The 19,898-nt window shown below is 74.3% G+C and carries 12 protein-coding genes; 5 read left to right on the forward strand and 7 right to left on the reverse strand.

Going from position 1 to position 19,898, the window contains the following annotated elements; translation table 11 throughout:
• The first annotated feature begins 4 nt into the window (after positions 1-4).
• From DZA62_RS18065 to DZA62_RS18080, 5 genes are all read left to right on the forward strand, one after another.
• Positions 5-451: an SRPBCC family protein gene (locus tag DZA62_RS18065; RefSeq protein WP_116950295.1), complete on the forward strand. Its 447-nt coding sequence runs from the start codon at positions 5-7 to the stop codon at positions 449-451.
• 167 nt (positions 452-618) lie between these two features.
• Entirely contained in the window at positions 619-3,993 is a 3,375-nt protein-coding gene (locus tag DZA62_RS18070) for a S8 family serine peptidase (protein ID WP_116950296.1), read from the forward strand.
• Positions 3,994-4,115: 122 nt separating this feature from the next.
• Positions 4,116-7,049 (forward strand): helix-turn-helix transcriptional regulator, encoded by a 2,934-nt coding sequence (locus DZA62_RS18075; RefSeq protein WP_198663909.1) that lies wholly within the window; start codon positions 4,116-4,118, stop codon positions 7,047-7,049.
• 81 nt (positions 7,050-7,130) lie between these two features.
• Positions 7,131-7,259, forward strand: a complete 129-nt coding sequence (locus DZA62_RS37245; protein WP_269813896.1) for a hypothetical protein — start codon at positions 7,131-7,133, stop codon at positions 7,257-7,259.
• Between the two features lie 36 nt (positions 7,260-7,295).
• Entirely contained in the window at positions 7,296-12,164 is a 4,869-nt protein-coding gene (locus DZA62_RS18080) for a S8 family serine peptidase (RefSeq protein WP_157987747.1), read from the forward strand.
• Between the two features lie 553 nt (positions 12,165-12,717).
• On the opposite strand, the gene DZA62_RS18085 is transcribed toward DZA62_RS18080, so the two are convergent.
• From DZA62_RS18085 to DZA62_RS18115, 7 genes are all read right to left on the reverse strand, one after another.
• On the reverse strand, positions 12,718-13,194 hold the full coding sequence (locus DZA62_RS18085) for a hypothetical protein (RefSeq protein WP_116950298.1): 477 nt from the start codon (positions 13,192-13,194) through the stop codon (positions 12,718-12,720).
• A gap of 14 nt (positions 13,195-13,208) precedes the next feature.
• Positions 13,209-14,249: a sigma-70 family RNA polymerase sigma factor gene (locus tag DZA62_RS18090; protein WP_408619083.1), complete on the reverse strand. Its 1,041-nt coding sequence runs from the start codon at positions 14,247-14,249 to the stop codon at positions 13,209-13,211.
• Positions 14,250-14,423: 174 nt separating this feature from the next.
• A complete protein-coding gene (locus DZA62_RS18095; RefSeq protein ID WP_116950299.1) occupies positions 14,424-15,380 on the reverse strand; it encodes a sugar phosphate isomerase/epimerase family protein in 957 nt (318 codons plus the stop codon).
• A 34-nt stretch (positions 15,381-15,414) separates the two neighbouring features.
• Positions 15,415-16,422, reverse strand: a complete 1,008-nt coding sequence (locus tag DZA62_RS18100) for a sugar phosphate isomerase/epimerase family protein (RefSeq protein ID WP_116950300.1) — start codon at positions 16,420-16,422, stop codon at positions 15,415-15,417.
• 35 nt (positions 16,423-16,457) lie between these two features.
• Positions 16,458-17,840 (reverse strand): nucleotide pyrophosphatase/phosphodiesterase family protein, encoded by a 1,383-nt coding sequence (locus DZA62_RS18105; protein ID WP_116950301.1) that lies wholly within the window; start codon positions 17,838-17,840, stop codon positions 16,458-16,460.
• A complete protein-coding gene (eboE, locus tag DZA62_RS18110) occupies positions 17,837-19,012 on the reverse strand; it encodes a metabolite traffic protein EboE (protein WP_116950302.1) in 1,176 nt (391 codons plus the stop codon). Before eboE ends, DZA62_RS18105 begins: the two co-directional genes overlap by 4 nt.
• 2 nt (positions 19,013-19,014) lie before the next feature.
• On the reverse strand, positions 19,015-19,896 hold the full coding sequence (locus tag DZA62_RS18115) for a TatD family hydrolase (protein WP_116950303.1): 882 nt from the start codon (positions 19,894-19,896) through the stop codon (positions 19,015-19,017).
• Between the last annotated feature and the right edge of the window lie 2 nt (positions 19,897-19,898).

Raw genomic sequence — 19,898 nt, forward strand, 5'->3', positions numbered from 1 at the left:
GTACATGGGTGTTCAGCGCATCGACGTCACCACCACCACGACGGCGCCGGCCGGCGCCGTCTACGCCCTGCTGCGCGACGGCGCGAGCTGGCCGGTCTGGTCCCCGATCGGCTCGTTCGAGCTGGAGTCGCCCGGCGAGGACGGCGGCGAGAGCCTCGGCGCCGTCCGCGTGTTCCGCACCGGCCGCGTCGCCAGCCGCGAGCGCATCGTCGAACTGGTCCCCGACCGGCGGCTCGGCTACACGCTGCTGTCCGGCCTGGCCATCAAGGACTACCGCGCCGACATCGACCTCACCGAAGGGCCGGATGGCACGACCATCCGCTGGCACTCGTCGTTCCGGGCGAAGGTGCCCGGCATGGGCGGCGTCTACCGCCGCTCGCTGACGACGTTCATCCGGCGGTGCGTGGACGGCCTCGCGGCGCACGCCGCCCGGCAGGCCCAGCTGCCCTGACACCGGGCGACGCGAGCGGCTCGGCACGGGTCCGAGCCGGAGCGGCCGCGGTGGCGTGTTTCCGTCAGGTCCGGTTTGCGCCACCCGCGCACCGGTGACCGCGGCGCTGATGGACCGGACACTGGTCCGGACCCCTCCGGCACCGCGACACCCCCCGGGAGCCTGTGATGAGCCGCCGCCCGCCGCTTCCCGCCGTCCTCGCCGCCGTCGCACTGCTGCCCGGCCTCCTGGGACTGCTGCCCGCCGACGCCGCCGGAAGCGGGGCGGCGCACCGCGCACCCGGCGCCACGACCACCTCGGGCCCGGCGACCACGCGTTCCTCGAGCGCCGACGTCACCCTGCTCACCGGGCATGTGATCCGCGTCGGCCGGACGCCGGACGGCCGGCAGTCGGCGACCGTCCTGGAGGTTCCGGACGGCGCCGACGGCAACGTGCTCACGTTCACCGACGGCGGCGGCGACCTGCACGTGATCCCGCGCGCGGCCCTGCCGCTGCTGCACGCGGACCGGCTGGACGGACGGCTGTTCAACGTCACGGACCTCGTCGCCGACGGGTATGCCGACGCCGACCGGGACGGCATCCCGCTGCTGGTCGACGGCCACGCCGCGGCGAGGACCGCCGTCGGGGCCACCGACGTGCGCAGCTTCGGCAGTGCCGGCGTCACGGCCGTCACCGTCGGGAAGGACGACGCGGCCGGGTTCTGGGCCGCGACCAACGGCGGCCCGGACGCGTTGAGCGCCGGAGGCAAGATCTGGTTGGACGGCCCGGTGCAGGCGCGACTGGACCGCAGTGTCCCGCTGGTCGGCGCGCCGCAGGCGTGGGCGCAGGGGTATGACGGCGACGGCGTCACCGTCGCGGTGCTCGACACCGGGTACGACCCCGAGCATCCCGACCTCACCGGGCTGGTCACCGAGGCGCGCGACTTCGACGGCAGCGGGTCGGCCGTCGACGGGCACGGGCACGGCACCCATGTGGCGGCCACCGTCGCGGGCAGCGGCGCCGCGTCGGACGGCGCCCGCCGCGGCGTCGCACCGGGCGCGCGGCTGCTGGTCGGCAAGGTGCTCGACGACTCCGGCCAGGGGCAGGAGTCGTGGCTGCTGGCCGGCATGGAGTGGGCCGCGCACAGCGGCGCCGACATCGTCAACATGAGCCTCGGCGGGGGTCCGAGCGACGGCAGCGACCCACTCAGCCGGGCGGTCAACGAGCTCACCGAGCAGACCGGGACGCTGTTCGTCATCGCCGCCGGCAATTCCGGCCCGTCGGCGGGCACCGTCGACACGCCCGGTGCGGCCGACGCCGCGCTGACGGTCGGCAACACCGGCCTCGACGACGCCGTCAACGAGAGCTCCAGCCGCGGGCCCCGGCTGGGCGACCACGCGGTCAAGCCGGAGCTGGCCGCGCCGGGCACCGACATCGTCGCCGCGCGGGCGGCCGGCACGGCCATGGGCGTCCCGGTCGACGAGCACTACACGTCGGCCACCGGGACCTCGATGGCCACGCCCCACGTCGCGGGCGCGGCCGCCGTCCTGGCCCAGCGCCACCCGGACTGGACCGCCGCGCGGCTCAAGGCGGCGCTCGTCGGCCACGCCCACCCGCTCGCCGACGGCACCGTGTTCGACCGCGGGGCGGGGCGCCTGGACGTCGCCGACGCGCTCGCCGCCACCGTCGTCGCCGAGGAGAGCACGCTCGCGTTCGGGTTCCTGCCCTGGCCGAGCACGGGCGCGGAGCCGATCGGGCGCACCGTCACCTACCGCAACACGGGCACCGTGCCGGCGGCGCTCGACCTGAGCGTCGGCACCGACCCGGCGCTGCCCGGCGGCGCCGTCACCGTCGAGCCGGCCACCCTCACCGTGCCGCCGGGCGGCACGGCGGCAGCCGTCGTCACCGTCGTGCCGGAGCTGATCGACCCCGGTTCCACGAGCGGCATGGTGGTCGCCACCGCCGGCGACGGCGACGTCGTCCGCACGCCGTGGTCGTTCGGCGAGGAGACCGAGCACTACACCCTCACCCTCGACGCCACCGATCGCGACGGTGATCGTTCGGCCGGGTGGGCGATGGTGTGGAGCGCGGCGATGGGCTTCTACTACTACGGCGTCAGCCTCGACGGGACCGGGCCGGAGCAGGTCCGCCTCCCCCGCGACGACTACATGGTCATCGGCGCCTCGACGATCTACGCCGACGGCTACCGCGTCGTCGAGGAGACCGTCGGCGGCACGCCCGAGCTGGAGCTGACCGCCGACACCACCGTCACGTTCGATGCCCGCGACGGCGACGAACTGGTGTTCCGGACGCCGCGCCCGTCGACGCCGGCGCAGGTGCAGCTGGGCTGGACCCGCTGGTACGACGACGGCGCCGGGATGGACGGCTGGGCCCACTACGCCGACGGCTCGCCGAGGCTGGCCGTCGCCCCCAGCGAGCCGGTCCGCGAGGGCGAGTTCGAGTTCGTCGCCGGCGGCCGGCTGGTCGCGCCCGGCGTCCCGGCCGAGCGCACGCCGTACCTCTACGACCTGCTGCTGCCGACACCGCACCGATTGCCGGCCACCGGCACCCACGTCGTCGCCGACGACGACCTGGCGCGCATCGACACCACGGTCGTGGGCGCCGGCTCGGACGGCCGGACGTCGCTGGAGGTCCGGGAGGGCTTCTCGGCGCTGGCCACCAGCAGGGTCAAGGGCGTCGGCGCCGTCCACGTCGCCGGCCCGCGCACCGACTACGTGTCCGCCAACGGCACCGTCTGGCAGTCGATGGTGACGCTGCCGCACGACGGCGGGCTCGAGGTCCCGACGATGTGGGACAACTACCGCACCTACGCACCCGGCAGCCGGCAGAGCACCCGCTGGTGGGGCGCGCCGTACTCGGCCGGGACCGACTCGGACTACTCGATCACCGACGCCTACCGCAGTGGCGATGAGCTCAACGTGCTGCTGCGGGACTACCAGGACGGCGAACCGGACCACTGGGGCGACTCGTACCTCAACGAGGACGAGCTGGCCCGCGTGCGCAGCAGGCTCTACGTCGACGGCGAGCTCGTCGCCGACCAGCCGCGAGGCAGCTTCACGGTCGGCGGCCTCCCGCCGGAGGAGTCCACCTACCGGCTGGTGCACAGCGTGACCCGGACCGGCCCGACGTGGACCAGTTCGGCCCGCAGCGAGTCCGACTGGACGTTCCGGTCCGCCCACGAGCCGGGGACCGAGTGGCCGCCGGCCGGCATCGCGCTCCTGGACGTCAACTGGACGATCCCCACCGACGAGCTGAACCGGGCGCCGGGCGGGCAGCGGTTCACCGTCGACCTGACCGCCCGGCACGTGCGCGACCTGAGCGGCGGCCCGATCGACGACGTCCGTGTCTGGGTCTCCTACGACGACGGCGACCACTGGCGGCGGGTGCCCCTGCTCCCCCGCCGCGGCGAGCGCTACACCGCGGTTCTCGTCCACCCGCCGGCGTCGCGGACCAGCGGCTGGGTGTCCCTGCGGGCGGAGGTCGCCGACGCGAGCGGCGGCACCCTGCGCCAGACCACGATCCGGGCCTATGCCCTGGACTGACCCCCTGGGCGAAGTTCATCCAGGTCTGGCCGCCCTCGGGGGCATCGGTTAGGGTGCGCATCGGGCAGGCGAGCCCGCGACGGCTCGTCCGGTGTCGCGCTGGCGAAAGGTGAGTCCCGGTCGTGCCGCACCCGCCTCCAGGCGCCGATCCCGCCGACGTCTCCGCGCCGGCGTTCGTGGGCCGCGCACGCGAGTCCGCGATCCTCACCGGCGCCCTCGACCAGCCGCCGGCGATGGTGCTGCTCGAGGGCGAGGCCGGCATCGGCAAGAGCCGGCTCGTCCACGAGTTCGTCGCCGCCGGCCCGGGCGGCGCGCTCGTCGCGACCTGCCCGCCGTTCCAGGAGTCGCTCACGCTCGGGCCGATCGTCGACGCCGTGCGGCAGAGCCGGGCCGGCGAGGACCTGGCCGGCCTGGGGGTGAGCCCCCTGGTCGGGGTGCTGCGGCCGCTCTTCCCGGAGTGGGACGCCGTCCTGCCGGCCGTGCCGGAGCCGCTGGACGACCCGACGGCGGCCCGGCACCGCATCTTCAGCGCGCTGGCCGAGCTGATCGGCCGGCTGCGGGTGCGGGTGCTGGTCGTCGAGGACGTGCACTGGGCGGATCGCGCGACGCTGGAGTTCCTGCTCTTCCTGGTCGCCCGGCGCCGGCCACAGCTCGGCCTGCTGCTGAGCTACCGGCCCGAGGACGTCGCCGACGGCTCGCTGCTGCTGCGGCTGTCGTCCCGGCTGCCCGCCGGGTGGTCCCAGGTGCGGCTCACGCTGCCGCCGCTCGACGTGGCCGCGACGGCCGGGCTGGTCTCGTCGATGCTGGGCGGCGAGCGGGTCTCCGACGAGTTCGCGGCGTTCCTGCACGACCGCACCGACGGCGTCCCGCTCGCCATCGAGGAGTCGGTGCGGCTGCTGCGCCAGCGCGACGACGTGCTCCGCCACGACGGCGAGTGGATCAGGCGCAGCCTCGACGAGCTCGCCGTGCCGCCGACCGTCCGCGACTCGGTGCTGGAACGGGCGGGGCGGCTCGATCCGGCGGCCCGCCGCGTGCTCGACGCCGCCGCGGTGCTGGCCGGGCCGGCCGAGGAGGGGCTGATCGCCGAGGTCGCCGGGCTGGCCCCGGCCGAGTCGCGGGCCGCGCTGGCCGAGGCGGTGCGCAGCGGCCTGCTGGCCGACGACGACCGCGGCCGCCTGACGTTCCGCCACGTCCTGGTCGGCCGGGCCGTGTACGACGCGATGACCGGGGTCGACCAGCGCCGCCTGCACCGCCTCGCCGGCGAGGTCCTCGAGCGGCAGGAGCCGCGGCCGGTGGTACGGCTGAGCCGGCACTTCCAGGCCGCGCAGGAGACCGGGAAGTGGTGCACATACGCCGAGCAGGCGGCCGACCACGCCGGCGCCTCGGGCGACCACACGACCGCGGTGACGCTGCTCGTGCGGCTGCTGTCGGCCGCTCCGGTCCCCACCCCCGTCGCGGTCGAGCTGGCGGTGAAGCTCGCGACCGCGGCGACCGCCCGCCGCGAACCGGTCGACGACCTGCACCACGAGGTGATCCGGACGCTGCGCGACGTCCTCGGCCGCGACGACCTCGCACCGCGCGCGCAGGCCGAGATCCGCAACCCGCTCGGCCGGCTGCTGCTGCAGACCGGGGAGTTCGAACAGGCGCACACCGAGCTGTCCCGCGCGGTCCCCGACCTCACGCACGACCCGGTGGAGGCGGCCCGCGCGATGACCTACCTGGGCTACCCGCTGCAGGGTCCGTGGCCGGCCGCCGTCCATCTGCGCTGGCTGGAGCGAGCGGCCCGGGTGGCGCCCGGCATCGGCACGCCGGTCGACCGGCTGGCGCTGACCGCCGACCGTGCCGCGGCGCTGCTGGCCCTGGGCCAGGAGGCCGGCTGGACGGTGGCGGCCGAGCTGCCCGGCGCCGCCGCCGACGTCGACGAGAGCCGGCAGCTGGCCCGCGGCCTGGCCAACATCGCCTACGTCGCCACCGGCTGGGGCCGCTACTCCTACGCCGAGGCACGGCTGGCGACGGCGGCCGAGCTGGTCGGCCGGACCGGCTACGCCCGGCTGCGCGCGAGCGTGCTGGCGATCCAGGCGCAGTTGGACTGGCACACGGGACGGTGGGACGGCCTGGCCGGCCGCGTGGCCGCCCTGATCGCCGACAGCGGCCTGGAGGCGAGCGGCGGGCTCGAGCCGTTCCTGGTGGACGGGCTGCTCCAGGCGGCCAGCGGGTCGCGTCGCCGCGCCGAGCAGCGCTTCCGCACCCTGCTCGCCGAGACGCCGGCCGACAGCATCGCGGCGTTCCCGGTGACGCCGGCGGCCGCGCTCGCGGCCCTGCTGCTGGCGGCCGGCGATGTCGCCGGAGCCGCGGAGGTCACCGACGAGCCGATGCGGACGATCGGCACCAAGCAGATGTGGGTCTGGGCCAGCGACCTCGCGCGGATCCGCCTCGACGTGCTGCTCGCCGCCGGCCGTGCGGCCGAGGCGGCCGAGCTGGTGGCGGCCTTCGACGAGGGCCTCGGCGACGTCGACGCGCCGGCCTCGCGGGCGGCGCTGCTGACCTGCCGCGCCGCGCTGCTCGCCGCCGAGGGGGACGCGACGGGCGCCGCGGCCGGCTACGCGGCGGCGACCACGGCCTGGACGGCGCTGCCGCGCCCGTACGACGCCGCGCTGACCGTCGAACGGCAGGCTCGCTCTCTGTGCGACGCGGGCGACGCCGACGCCGGCACCGCGCTGCTGTCCGACGTCTTCCAGGTGCTCGCGGACCTGGGCGCCCGCACCGACGCCGCGCGGATCGGCACCGAACTGCGCGGGCTCGGCGTGGAGGCGCGCCGCACCTGGCGACGCGGCCGGCGTGGCTATGGCGACCAGCTGTCGCCGCGGGAGCTCGAGGTGGCCCGGCTGGTCGTCACCGGCCGGACCAACCGCGAGATCGCCGAGGCGCTGTCGCGGTCGCCGAAGACGGTGGCCTGGCAGCTCAACTCCGCGATGCGCAAGCTGGGCGTGACGTCTCGCACGGCGCTCGCGGTCAAGGCGATCGAGGCCGGCCTGCTGCCCGGCGATAAAGATTAGGTCGATAGCCCGGTTACAAATCGGGCGTACCCCCCGAGACTCTCCTGACGACTCCAGGTCGATCTACAGGAGAACACCCGGATGACCTCGCCCGACCCGCGCGAACGGGTGCCGGACGGCGCCCAGGACGACGCCCCGGGACCGGACCCTGCCACGACCTCGCCCACCCCCGAAGCGCCCGGCCGCCCGGATGGCTACGAGCCGCTCTGAGCCCCGGGCCGGAGCACCCCACCACGAGGAGTGACGATGCGACGACTACGACGCGCGACGGCGGCCCTGGCCTCGGTCATCGGCCTGACCGGTGCCGCCCTGGTCATGTCCGGCGCACCGACGGCGGGCGCCGAGAGGCCGGACCCGGCACCGTTCGACACCGGCGGACCGCCCGCCGCCGCGGGTCCGCCGTCGGCGCTGGCGGGTCTGGACCAGGCGTCCTACGACCTCACTCTCATCACCGGCGACCGAGTGCGGGTGGAGCGGGTGGCACCCGGCGACTACAGCGTCCAGGCCGAGGCCGCGACCCGCCCGGACGGATCGGTCCCCCGCATCGAGGTGACCAACCAGGGTGCGAGCGACGCCCTGTACGCCATCCCCGACGACGTCCGCGGGCCGCTCGAGTCGGGGCTGCTCGACGAGCAGCTCTTCGACGTCGCCTACCTGGCCGAGAACGGTTACGCCGACCGCGCCGACCTGCCGCTGATCGTCGAGTACGCCGGCGCGCAGGACGCCCGCACCCTGGCCGGCCGCGCCGCCACCCTCGCGGCGACCGGCGCCAGCGTGCCGCTGGACAGCATCGACGCCGCCGCGATCACGGTCGACCGGGCCGGCGCCGCCGACTTCTGGGCCTCGCTGTCCGCCGGCCGGAACCGGCTGGCGGCCGGGATCGAGCGGGTCTGGCTGGACCCGGCGGTCTCCGTGAGCCTGGACGAGAGCGTGCCGCAGATCGGCGCCGACGAGGCCTGGGCCGCGGGACTGGACGGCGCCGGCGTGACCGTCGCGGTCCTCGACACCGGGGTCGACCCGGCGCATCCCGACGTCGCCGGGCAGGTCGCGGCCAGCCAGAGCTTCATCCCTGGTGAGGAGGTCACCGACGGCCACGGGCACGGCACCCACGTGGCGTCGACCGTCGCCGGGACCGGCGCCGCCTCCGGGGGCCGCTTCGCCGGCGTCGCGCCGGGCGCGCGGCTGGTCGTCGGCAAGGTGCTGTCCGACGCCGGCAGCAGCGTCGGCTCGTCGGTCATCGCCGGGATGGAGTGGGCCACCGTCGAGCAGGACGCCGACGTCGTCAGCATGAGCCTGGGCGGCGGCCCGTCGGACGGGACCGACCCGCTGAGCCAGGCGGTCGACGCGCTGACCGAGCAGACCGGTGCGCTGTTCGTCATCGCCGCGGGCAACGCCGGCCGCGACTTCTCCGTCGGCACGCCCGGCACCGCGGACGCGGCGCTGACCGTCGGCGCCGTCGACAAGCAGGACGCCCTCGCCTCGTTCTCCAGCCGTGGCCCGCGCCGCGGCGATTACGCGATCAAGCCCGAGATCACCGCGCCCGGCGTGGCGATCGGCGCGGCCCGCGCGGCCGACACCAGCATGCCGGGCGCCGTGCACATCGACGACCGCTACACCCGGGTGAGCGGCACGTCGATGGCGACGCCGCATGTCGCCGGCGCCGCGGCGATCCTGGCGCAGCAGCACCCGGACTGGACGGGGCAGCAGCTGAAGGCGGCGCTGGTCGCCGGTGCCGAGGACGGCGGGTACACGGCGTACGAGCAGGGCGCCGGCCGCCTGGACGTCGCGCGCGCCATCGGCCAGCAGGTGCTCGTGAGCCCGGCGACGGCGGACTTCGGCTTCCTGCGGCTGCCGGTCGAGGGCGAGGCCGTCACCCGCACGCTGACCTACACCAACCCGGCGGACGTGCCGGTGACGCTCGAGCTGGCGCTGTCGATGCGGGGCGACGACGGCCCCGTGGTCCCGGCCGACGCCGCGCGGCTGGACCGCGACACGATCGAGCTGCCGGCCGGCGGCTCGGGCACCGTCGTCGTCACGTTCGACCAGAACGCTGTGGAACCCGGCGCCTACACCGGCAGCGTGGTCGCGACCGCGCCCGGGATCCGGCTCACCACACCGGCCGGGGTCACCATCGGGGCGCAACTGCACACGGTCACCGCCCGTCAGCTGCACTCCGGCGCACCGAGCGGGTGGAGTCCCGGCAGCGTGACGTTCGCGCCCATCGACGGCCCCGCCGCGGCGTCGACCCGGGACGGCTGGGTCAGCCGCGGCGGCGGCATCGACGTCCAGACCCCGCAGGAATGGGCGGACGGCGTGGAGTTCCAGCTGCCGACCGGCACCTACATCGCCTTCACCAGCTCCGTGCAGTGGTACGACGCCGCGACCGGCGGCGAGAACTGGGCCACTCTCGTCGACCCCGAGGTGGAGATCACCGGCGACGGCGAGATCGTGCTCGACGCCGCCGACGCGGAGCGGGTCACGTTCGACACCCCGCTGCCCGCCGAGGGCTTCCAGCGCCGGATGATGATGCAGCGCTGGGTGCCGGACCACGTCGCGGGCGGCGGCGGGTTCGTGACGCTCGCGGACAACCCCACCACCGCGAACGGCCGCGCCGACTACTGGGTGACGCCGACCGACGAGGTCGAGACCGGCGAGTTCCGGATGGTCATCGAGAACACGCTGGTCGCTCCCGACCTGTCCATGCGGGCCGAGGGGCACGACGACCTCCAGCTGCGACCCGAGTACCCGGAATGGGGCCAGCCGTTCGCGACCGCCGGACCGCCCCCGTTCAGCGTCGGCGAGCCGGCCGTCGACGGCGAACCCGCCGCGACCGCGCCCGGACCCGTCGTGCCGACCGGCGCCCCGGTCGAGGTGGCGGTCGTCGTCTCCAACCCGGCCGGCTCCCCCGTCCGCACCGGGCTGACGGCGAGGTCGCCGCTGGGCACCGGCACGTGTGCCACGGACACGCTCCTCTCCGGTCAGTCGACCACCTGCGCTCTGCTGACGACAGCCGTCGCCGGCCCGCAGATCGTGCCGCTGATCGTCACCGGCGCCAGCCTCGACAGGGACGGTGTGCCGATGCCCTCGGCGGACACCGCCGTCGCCTATTACACCGGCGCCGCCGGCGCGGACGACCCGCCACCGCCGGCCGGAACGGCCGTCGCGATCGTCACGGCCGCCGTGTCCGGGCAGGCCGCGAGCCTGGCGCCGGGCCCGCAACTGGAGACCGGGACCGACCTCACGATCGAGGTGACGGTCCGCAACACCGGGACCGCGGCCCTGAGCGAGGTGGTCGCCGAGACCGACCTGGGCCCGTTGACCTGCCCGCGGCCGGCGCTGGCGCCGGGCGAGGACACCACCTGCACCCTGGCCGCCGAGGTCGTGGCCGGCCGGTCCCCGATCGCCGTCACCGCCGTCGGCCGTGACGCCCAGGGCGCTCCGGGCGGTGCCGCCACCGTCGTCTACTACGAGGGCCGCACCAAGCCGGCGATGTTCTCCGGCCACCGGAGTCTGGACGTCGTCGACGCCGGCTTCGGCACGCCGGCCGAGCTGGCCGGGCTGGATCTGCAGGGCGCGCTGGTGCTGCTGCGGGCCGATCCGGCGAGCTTCGACGGGCAGCGGACCAACTGCTGGCCCACCCGCGACGCCGTCGACGCCGTGGTGGCCGCCGGCGCGGCCGGCGTCGCGCTGACCCCGAACGAGGAGCACCTGTTCTTCGACGGCCCGCCCGGCGGGTACCTGAACGGCAGCCTGTGGTGTGCGGTGGCGCCCCTGCAGAGCTCGTCGGAGGTGCAGCGCTACGCCGAGGCGATCACGCGGGTGCCGCTGGTGTACCTGCCGTTCGACCAGGGTGCCGCCCTGCGCGAGCTGGCCGCCGGCGATCTGAGCGTCGCCGTCGACGGCACGCCCGTGACGCCGTACTACTACCAGCTGCGCCCGGCGCTGGACGGCGCGATCCCGGACTCGCTGCACTTCACCGTCGACGAGGACGAGCTGGTCACGATCGACCACCAGATCCACGCCGCGGGCAGCAGGGGGATCGGGGTGTCGCTGGCCGGGTGGCGGCCCGCCGACGCGGCGGCCGGCCCGCGCACGACCGGCACCCGGGCTCTGCCGCCGTTCGCCACCACGGCGCCGTGGGAGGTGACCGAGTTCTCCTGGCCGCTGGACCCGGACACCGTCGTCCGTCACGAGGTGCAGGACTTCACCTCGCCCGCTGGGCGGCAGGTGCGCTACGACGTCTTCGACGAGCCCACCCGCACCACGATGGTGTGGAACGACTCGCCGCCGGTCCCGGCGCCGGTGCCGCCGCTGGCCGGCAGCGCGCCGACCGGTTACCTGACGCACGGCTACATGCCGACCGAGATGGCGCCGTGCACCGGCTGCCGGGAGGGCGACGTGTTCTTCCCGCACCTGCGCTACACCGCGTCGGCCGACCCCGGCCAGATCGGCTGGGACGTCATCGGCCAGTTCGGGCAGCTGGGCAACGACGGCAGCACCCACCTCTACCGTGACGGCGTCGAGGTCCAGGGCGGCCCTGATCCGGTCGGGCGGACGCTGCTCGCCTACCAGCTGCCGCCGGAACCGGCCGACTACCGGCTGACCCACCGGTTCGGCCCGACGGATACGGCGTGGGAGTTCCGCTCCGGCACGGCCGACGAGGACCTGCTGGCCGATCCGTACATCTGCGACTCCGAGTGGATGACCCGGATCCTGAAGCGGCCGCCGCTGGGCACGCCGTGCCGGCCGGAGCCGCTGATCTTCCTCCGCTACGACCTCGGGCTGGACCTGACGAACCGGGTGGACGCGCCGGGCCCGCAGCGGATCACCGTCACCACGGACCGCCAGCCGTCGGCGCGGCCGATGCCGGCGGTCGAGGGTCTGCGGCTGTGGGTCAGCTACGACGAGGGCTCCGAGTGGACCGAGGCCCGCGTCCGTCCCCGCGGCGACGGCGAGTTCGACGTGACGGCGCTGCACCGGCCGGCCAACCGCCGGGCGTCGGACGTGGTCAGCCTGCGGGTGGAGGCGTGGGACGAGGCGGGCAACCGGGTGGAGCAGACCATCCGCAACGCCTACCGGCTGGTCGACCGGAACGACGCCGCCGGTCCCCGGTGACGGAGCCGGCCGGGTCGCACCGCAGGCGGCCCGGCCGGCTCGCCAGCCGAACGGTCGGTGCATGGTGGGGGTCGTCGGTGGCGGTTGCTGCGGGGTGTGGTGTCCACTTGGTGAGATTTCTCGTCGCTTCGGGGGCCATGCCTAGGACTGTGTTCGCTCTGCGAGGCATGCATGCCTGGTGGAGCGGGAGAACGCCTAGTGGCGTACGTGATCGTTGATGATCATCGCTGTCCACAGGCTCGCGGCGTCGGTGATCCCGAGGCCACGGTCGCCGAGGGCCGGTTCACGTCGCCGGCCGGACCGCGACGACGGCCGCCGGTGTCGCGCAGCCGACCATGGCCGAAACTGCGCCACGGTCGCCGCCGAGAGGGTGGCGTCGCCTGCGGAGCTGGAGGTGGGCCAGACTCGTCCGTCCCCCTGATAGCTGCCACGTTCTTGGCTGCGCGGCTAAGAGAATGGGCAGCAGGGGACGGCGAACGGCACGAAGCCGGCATACGAGTGCACCGGCCACAGGAGTAGACCGAGCCGACGCACGTCGCGGAAGAGGCCGTTCTCACTCCACCTCGTTGCGGACCAGCGCGACGGCGGCGTCGACCCGGGCCTTGGTGTCGGGGTCGCGCAGGTCGATGCCGGAATCGACCGCGGCGGTCCAGACGATCTCGTCGGCCGGAGTGCGCCGGCCGGTGACGCGCACGCCGCGGCGGCCGTCGACGGCGACATGGCGGCTGATGACGACGCTCTGGGTGACCTGCTCGCGCACGACGTCGACCAGGCGGCGTGGCGACTCCAGCGCCACCCGGTGCCGCACGCGGCGGCCGCGGTCGTCAGGCACCTCGGTGACGACCAGCAGCTCGGCGTCGCCGTCCCACGCGGCGGTCTCGACCTGCGTCCACTCGACGGCCGCGCCGCGCAGCAGCAGCCGGTGCGTGGTGGCGGCGACCTCGCCGTCGGGTCCGCCGGCGGTGGCGAGCACCCGCTCGCCCGCCGCGAGCCCGTCGATGGCAGGGGGACGTGGCCGGCGCAGCTTCACGCCCCCCAGCCTAGTCAGCCGAGGTAGTCGCGCAGCTCGCTGGCCCACTCGTTGCGCCGCAGCTTGGTCAGCGTGCGGTGCTCGATCTGCCGGACCCGTTCGCGGGTGACGCCGAACTCGCGGCCGACCTCCTCGAGCGTGCGGGTGCGGCCGTCGTGCAGGCCGTAGCGGAGCCGGACGACCGCCCGTTCGCGCTCGCTGAGGCCGTCGAGCACCTGCTCGACCTGGTCGCGCAGCAGCAGCTGGGCGACCAGCTCCTCGGGGCTCAGCTCGTCGGTGTCCTCGACGAAGTCGCCGAAGCTGTTGTCGGACGACTCGCCGACCGGCAGCTGCAGGCTGACCGGCTCCTCGGCGTACGAGAGCAGCTCGACGACGCGGTCGGCGGTCAGCGACGTGGCGGCGGCGAGCTCCTCGACGGTGGGGTCGCGGGCCTCCTGCTGCGCCATCGTGCGCAGCACCCGCAGGACGCGGTTGAGCTCGTCGACCACGTGCACCGGCAGCCGGATGGTGCGGCCCTGCTCGGCCAGGGCGCGGCTGATGGCCTGGCGGATCCACCAGGTCGCGTAGGTGGAGAACTTGAACCCGCGCGCGTGGTCGAAGCGCTCGACGGCGCGAATGAGACCGACGTTGCCCTCCTGGACGAGGTCGAGCAGCGGCAGGCCGCGCCGGGTGTAGCGGCGGGCGATGGAGACGACGAGGCGCAGGTTGGCCTCGATGAGGCTGGCCTTGGCGCGCTGCCCGAGCCGCACCACCTCGAGCAACTCGTCGTGGTCGGGACCGGTGTCGCCGGCGGCCAGCCGTTCACCGGCCAGCAGCCCGGCCTCGATGGCGCGGGCCAGCTCGACCTCCTCGAGCCTGCTGAGCAGCGGGATGCGGCCGATCTCGCGCAGGTAGCGGCGCGTGAGGTCGGTGCCGTTGCCGGACCCTGGATCGGATGTCCGGGGCACCGGCGCGGCCGGCGGATCGTCGTCGTCGACGACCGCCGTGGACACAGCGTCGCCCTGCGTACTGCCTTCGGAAAGATCACCCTCCAGCCGCCCACGCTGGGACGGCAGCGCGCGACCCTCCGCCCTCGATCGGATCACCGGCACCACCTCGGTCCCCCAAGTGTGCCCCGTCGAGGTGCCCGGGAGCTACCCTTCCGGCCGAATCGAAGATCATCGTCATCTGGACGAAACAGGGCGGCGGCCCGCCTCAGCGTGCCGCCGCCCTGGTCGAACGTCCTGGTCTCAGCGCATGCGCAGCTCGGTAAGGTACCGGTAGCCGACCTCCGCCGTCTGCAGCGGGGTGACGTCCGGGCTGTCGTTCTCGACGATGTACTCCAGCACGCGGTGCGCGCGGAAGATCTTCGCGAAATCGATGTGCCCGGTGCCGAGGTCGGCCATGTCGCCGCCGTCGAGGTGCCGGTCCTTGACGTGGTACTGCAGCGTCCGCTGCGGCGCGGCGTCGATGACGTCGATGGCGAACTCCTCCGCCTTCGCGACCGGGACGCCGGTGTTGATGCCGCCGGTGACCGCCCAGTAGAGGTCGACCTCGAGGTGCACCAGCTTCGGGTCCAGCTCCGACGTCAGCACCTCCCACGGGGTCACGCCGCCGCCGAGGTCGGTGGTGAACTCGTGCGCGTGGTTGTGGTAGCCGTAGCGCAGCCCGTACCGGCGGGCCAGCCGGGCCTCCTCGTTCATCTGCTCGGCCCACAGCTGCCAGTCGGACAGGCTGTCCGAGGCGAGGTACGGGACGACGATGAAGCGCTGCCCCAGCGTGGCGGCGTTCTCCAGCTTCGCCTCCAGCGACGCGCGATCGGGGCTGATGCCGTCGTGGCTGGACGTGCAGGAGATGCCGATCTCGTCGTAGAAGTCACGCAGCTGCTCGGCCGTGCGGCCGAAGTACCCGAGTGCCTGCTCGACCTTCGTGTAGCCGTAGTCGGCGATCGAGCTCAGCGTCGCGTCGTAGAGGGCGCCCGGCGCGAGCGCGTCGCGCACCGTCCACAACTGGATGCTGATGGCGCCGCGCGGGACGATCTTGCGGCCGGTCGGCTTGGCCCCGGCCGACGCGGGCACCGCAGCGCCGACGCCGGCGAGCACGCCGCCGGCGGCCGCGGCCGCGCCCAGCAGGAAGGTGCGCCGGCCCAGCCCGCGGCGGGCCAGCGACTCGTCCAGGGCGCGATCGCCGTCGTATCCGTAACACATCGTCGTGCTCCTTTCGGGGTGGTGCTGCGGAGGTCTAGTCGGTGGAGCTGAACGCGGCGTCGAAGGCCGCGGCGGGCGCGTCGAACAGGTTCGACCGCACGAACTCCAGCGCTTCCGGGGCGCCGCGCAGCCGGTCCATGCCGGCGTCCTCCCACTCGACGGAGATGGGGCCCTCGTAGCCGATCGCGTTGAGCATGCGGAACGACTGCTCCCACGGCACGTCTCCGTGGCCGGTGGACACGAAGTCCCAGCCGCGCCGCGGGTCGGCCCATGGCAGGTGCGAGCTGAGCCGGCCGTTGCGGCCGTTGCCGAGCTGCTTCTTCGTGTCCTTGCAGTCGACGTGGTAGATGCGGTCGCGGAAGTCCCACAGGAACGCCACCGGGTCGAGGTCCTGCCACACCATGTGGCTGGGGTCCCAGTTGAGGCCGAAGGCCTCGCGGTGCCCGATCGCCTCCAGCGTCTGCACGGTCGTCCAGTAGTCGTAGGCGATCTCGGACGGGTGCACTTCGTGCGCGAACCGCACGCCGACCTCGTCGTACACGTCGAGGATCGGGTTCCAGCGGTCGGCGAAGTCGCGGTAGCCGGCCGCGATCATGTCGTCCGACGCCGGCGGGAACATCGCGACGTACTTCCAGATCGCCGAGCCGGTGAAGCCGACGACGGTGTCGACGCCCAGCCGGGCCGCCGCGCGCGCCGTCACCTTCATCTCCTCGGCGGCGCGCCGGCGGACGCCCTCGGGCTCGCCGTCGCCCCAGATGCGGTCCGGCAGGATCGCCCGGTGCCGCTGGTCGATCGGGTCGTCGCAGACCGCCTGCCCCTTGAGGTGGTTGGAGATCGTCCAGACCTTGAGGCCGTTCTTCTCCAGGATGTCCAGCCGCGACTTCACGTAGGCGTCGTCCTCGGCGGCGCGCCACACGTCCAGATGATCGCCCCAGCAGGCGATCTCGAGGCCGTCGTAGCCCCATTCGCCGGCCAGCCGGGCGACCTCCTCGAACGGCAGGTCGGCCCACTGCCCGGTGAAGAGGGTGATCGGTCGTGCCATGGTGTCTCCTTCGTGCCTCGGTGCGTTGCGCTCTGTCAGTTGCGTGCGGGCGTGCTGAGCCCGGCGAGTTCGAGCATCAGGTCGCGGACGTCGGTGGCGGCCAGCTGGTCGCGGGCCGTCGACGGGTCGCTGCACAGCAGCACCGGCCCGTCGGCGGGGTCGTCGGGCAGCCGGCCGTGCGTGCCGCGGACCCACTGCCCGTCCAGCGGCACGACGTTCATCGCGTAGCGCAGGCCCAGCTTCTTCTTCGCCAGGTTGGCGCCCGCGCGCAGCTTGACCCGGGGGTCGGCCGGGTCGAGGAACAGCTCGGCGGGGTCGTAGCCGGGCTTGCGGTGGATCTCGACGCCGCGGGCGAAGTCGGGCGCGCGGTCGTCGTGCAGCCAGTAGTAGTAGGTGAACCAGGCGCCGAGGTCGGCGACCAGCACCAGCTCGCCGGAGCGCTCGTGGTCCAGACCGAACTCGCGCTGCGCGGCCTTGTCGAGGACGAGGTCGACCCCGGGCAGCGCCTCGCACTGTGCGCGGACGGCGTCGAGGTCACCCGGATCGCGGACGTAGACGTGCGCCACCTGGTGATCGGCGACGGCGAACGCCCGCGAGGCCCACGGGTCGAGGTACTCCATGCCTGCCTGCGTGTACACGTCCAGCAGCCCGGCCTGCCGCAGCGCCCGGTTGACGTGGACGGGGCGGCTGGCCGGGCCGATCCCGTACTCGCTGAGTGCGACGACGGTGACGCCCTGGTCGCGGGCGTCGATGAGCAGCGGCGCCAGGACGCGGTCGACGTCGCGGGCCGCGGCGACGGCCTGCGGGCTGTGCGGCCCGAAGCGCTGCAGGTCGTAGTCGAGGTGCGGGACGTAGGCCAGTGTGAGATCGGCCTGCGGCATCAGCCGCCGCGCCGCCTGGACGATCCACTCACTGGACCTGATCGACGCCGTCGGGCCCCAGTACTGGAACAGCGGGAACTCCCCCAGCGACCGGGTCAGCTCGTCGTGCAGCGCCGGCGGCCGGGTGTAGCAGTCCGGCGACTTGCGGCCGTCGGCGTGGTAGATCGGCCGCGGCGTCACCGTCCAGTCGGTGTCGGCGCCCATCGCGTACCACCAGCACACGTTCGCGACGGTGTACCCGGGGCGCGCCTGCCGGGCGAGGTCCCAGACCTTCTCGCCCTGCACGAGCCGGTTGTGCTGGCGCCACAGGAAGATCTCGCCGAGGTCGCGGAAATACCAGCCGTTCCCGACGATGCCGTGGTCACGCGGCATCGCGCCGGTGAGGAACGTCGACTGGACCGAGCAGGTCACGGCCGGCAGCACCGTCCCCAGGGCGGCCTGCCAGCCGTCGCCGGCGAGCGCCCGCAGGTTCGGGGTGTGCTCCAGCAACCGCGGCGTCAGGCCGACGACATCGAGCACCAGCAGCTTGTTGGTCACGAAATCTCCTCCATACCGATCTCCGCCATCCGGTCCGCGACCCAGCGCAGCTCCGCCGCCAGCCCGGCCACCAGCCCGTCCGGGCCGTCCGGCCGGCGCCCCACGGGCAGCACCGACCAGGTGTACGTCTCGACCTCCACGTGGTCGGTCACCGCCCGTTCGCCGCCGAACAGCCCGCGCAGGGTCGCCGCCAGGTGGTCCTGGGTGGCGGCCAGCGGCGGCTCCGGCTGCTCGTGCACGGGCACGTGGAAGTGCACCCGCCACGGCCCGTCGTCCGGGAACGCCGCCGACGACAGCGCCGCCGGCAGGTCGTCGGCGCCGACGATCTGGCCGCGGACGCGGGCGCGGGTCTGATGCAGGAAGCGGTCCTCGGCGTAAGCGGCCAGCGCCTTGCGGGCGGCCGGGTCGGCCGGATCGGCGACCTCGAGCGCCGCCGACGCCTGCGTCTTGACGACGGGCAGCCCGGCGTCCGCGAGCGTCGCCAGCGCGTCGGCCGGCTCCTCGAACTGCGTCGCCAGGTGGCAGGCGTCCAGGCAGATCCCGATGCGCTCGGTGTCGACGGCGTCCAGCTGGGCCGCCGCGCCGTCGACGGTCTCGACCACGCAGCCCGGTTCCGGCTCCAGCGCGACCCGGACCGTCCGCCCGGTGTCGGCCTCGACCTTGGCCAGCCCGTCGGCCAGCTGCGCCAGCCGGTCCGCCGCGAGCCCGCGCCGGGCGTCGTCCCAGGGGGTGCGCCAGGCCAGCGGCAGGCTCGACACGCTGCCGCGGACCGCGTCGTCGGGCAGCAGCGCCGCCAGCACGCGGGCGCAGTCGAGCGTGTAGGCCAGCCGCTGCGAGGTCAGCCAGTCCGGGTGATAGACGGCCAGCTTGACCTGCGGGTCGTGGAAGCCCTGGTACGGGAACGCGTTGAGCGTCACCACCTCCAGGCCGCCGGCGGCCAGCGTCGTGCGCAGGCGGTCCAGGTCGGCGCGGCCGGCCTCGGAGGCCAGCCGCGCCACGACCGGGGCGGGCAGCCACAGGCCCAGCCCGAGCCGCGACGCCCCGAGCCGAGACCGCACGCCGGCGCCGTAGCGCGTCACCTGGTCCAGTAGCGCCTCGACGTCCTCGGTCGGGTGGACGTTCGTGCAGTACGCGAGGTGGACGACGGTGCCGTCGCGGTGCCGGAACCGCATGCTCAGGCCTCCGCGTCGGGTCGCTGCCCGCGCAGGATCGAGTTGCCCTCGAACGTGGCCGTGCGCCCGCCCGTCCCGGCGAGGTCGACCTCGTCCAGCAGCAGCCGCCCGCTCTGCCCGTAGAACGCGACCGGGTTCTGCCAGAGCACCCGGTCGACGTCCTCGGCGGTGAACTCCTCGGCGAGCATCGCCCGGCCGGTCTTCACCGTCTTGAGCGGGTCGCTGTGACCCCAGTCGGCGGCGGAGTTGACGATCATGCGGTCCAGCCCGCGGTCGGCGAGGATGCGCACCATCCGGTGCTCGTCCATCTTGGTGTCCGGATAGATCGAGAACCCCATCCAGCAGCCGGAGTCGGCGACCATGCCGACCGTGGTCTCGTTCAGGTGGTCGACCAGCACCCGCTCGGGCGGCAGCCCGCTGGCCGCGACCAGCTCCAGCGTGCGCCGGGTACCGGCCGCCTTGTCGCGGTGCGGCGTGTGCACGAGCACCGGCAGGTCGTGCTCGCCGGCCAGCTCCAGCTGCCGGACGAACACCTTCTCCTCATCGTCGGTCATCGAGTCGAAGCCCAGCTCGCCGACCGCGACGACGCCGTCCTTGGCGAGGTAGCGCGGCAGCACCTCGAGGACGCCGTGGCAGCGCGGGTCGTTGGCCTCCTTCGGGTTCAGCGCGATCGTGCAGTGATGCCGGATGCCGAACTGCGCGGCCCGGAACCGCTCCCAGCCGACCAGCGCGTCGAAGTAGTCGACGAACGAGCCGACGTTGGTGCGCGGCTGACCCAGCCAGAACGCCGGCTCGGTGATCGCCCGCACGCCGGCGGCGTACATGCGCTGGTAGTCGTCGGTGGTGCGCGAGGTCATGTGGATGTGGGGGTCGAAGATGCGCATCG

Source organism: Jiangella endophytica (assembly GCF_003427025.1).
GTDB classification, from domain to species: domain Bacteria; phylum Actinomycetota; class Actinomycetes; order Jiangellales; family Jiangellaceae; genus Jiangella; species Jiangella endophytica.

Excerpts from the sequence above, each read along its gene's own strand:
- DZA62_RS18065 (WP_116950295.1), top strand. The coding sequence starts at position 5 with ATGGGTGTTCAGCGCATCGACGTCACCACCACCACGACGGCGCCGGCC.
- DZA62_RS18070 (WP_116950296.1), top strand. The coding sequence starts at position 619 with ATGAGCCGCCGCCCGCCGCTTCCCGCCGTCCTCGCCGCCGTCGCACTG.
- DZA62_RS37245 (WP_269813896.1), top strand. The coding sequence starts at position 7,131 with ATGACCTCGCCCGACCCGCGCGAACGGGTGCCGGACGGCGCCCAGGAC.
- DZA62_RS18080 (WP_157987747.1), top strand. The coding sequence starts at position 7,296 with ATGCGACGACTACGACGCGCGACGGCGGCCCTGGCCTCGGTCATCGGC.
- DZA62_RS18095 (WP_116950299.1), bottom strand. The coding sequence starts at position 15,380 with ATGTGTTACGGATACGACGGCGATCGCGCCCTGGACGAGTCGCTGGCC.
- DZA62_RS18100 (WP_116950300.1), bottom strand. The coding sequence starts at position 16,422 with ATGGCACGACCGATCACCCTCTTCACCGGGCAGTGGGCCGACCTGCCG.
- eboE (WP_116950302.1), bottom strand. The coding sequence starts at position 19,012 with ATGCGGTTCCGGCACCGCGACGGCACCGTCGTCCACCTCGCGTACTGC.
- DZA62_RS18115 (WP_116950303.1), bottom strand. The coding sequence starts at position 19,896 with ATGCGCATCTTCGACCCCCACATCCACATGACCTCGCGCACCACCGAC.